Origin of the sequence: Mesorhizobium sp. M4B.F.Ca.ET.214.01.1.1, from assembly GCF_004791545.1 — a bacterium.
GTDB lineage: Bacteria > Pseudomonadota > Alphaproteobacteria > Rhizobiales > Rhizobiaceae > Mesorhizobium > Mesorhizobium abyssinicae.
Genome location: NZ_SRUX01000303.1, coordinates 1 through 281 on the forward strand (window position 1 = coordinate 1; position 281 = coordinate 281).

At 58.7% G+C, this 281-nt stretch carries 1 protein-coding gene; it reads right to left on the reverse strand.

Going from position 1 to position 281, the window contains the following annotated elements; genetic code table 11:
- A partial coding sequence (locus EN857_RS34335) for a PAS domain-containing protein (RefSeq protein ID WP_135897750.1) occupies positions 1-281 on the reverse strand: 281 nt, incomplete at both ends.

The following is a 281-nucleotide window of genomic DNA, read 5'->3' on the forward strand; positions in this document are numbered from 1 at the left end:
TGGCTGCGGTAGAGCGGCTCTCCGTTCGGCGCCGCGCAGTCAATCATCGCCGGTAACGTTTCCACCAGTTGCCACAAGAAGCGTTCACGCTCGCGCAGCGCCTCCTGGGCCTTCATCTCCTCTTCAATGTCGATCGACGCTATATACCATTGAAGGACAGTCCCCTCTTTGTCCTTCAACGGCTGTGCGCGAGCCTCGATCCAGCGGTAGGATCCATCCCTGAGAATCCGGCGAAATCGATTTGTGAAGGGCTCGCCCGTTGCAAACCCATGCTTGGCCCT